At 64.6% G+C, this 237-nt stretch carries 1 pseudogene; it reads left to right on the top strand.

Going from position 1 to position 237, the window contains the following annotated elements:
* Positions 1-237: pseudogene (locus R0J88_RS23380) on the top strand (oligopeptidase A); the annotation flags it as partial.

Genomic DNA, 237 nt, shown 5'->3' with positions numbered 1-237 from the left:
ACCCGTTGCTAGAGAGCCACGAGCTTCCCCCCTTCGCCGACATTCGTGCCGATCACGTGGTGCCCGCCGTGGAAACGCTGCTCGATGAGAGCCGCGAAGCCATCGACCGCCTTGCCCAACAGGCCGCTACCACACCCCCAGCGTGGGACAACTTTGCCGCGCCGCTGGAAGCGGTGAACGACCGCCTTTCCCAAGCCTGGTCGCCGGTATCGCATCTTAACGGCACCATGAACACCC

Origin of the sequence: Pseudoalteromonas sp. SIMBA_162, from assembly GCF_046535955.1 — a bacterium.
GTDB lineage: Bacteria > Pseudomonadota > Gammaproteobacteria > Enterobacterales > Alteromonadaceae > Pseudoalteromonas > Pseudoalteromonas marina.
The sequence above is the reverse complement of the archived record's forward strand: the minus strand, read 5'-3'. Positions and strand labels throughout refer to the sequence as shown.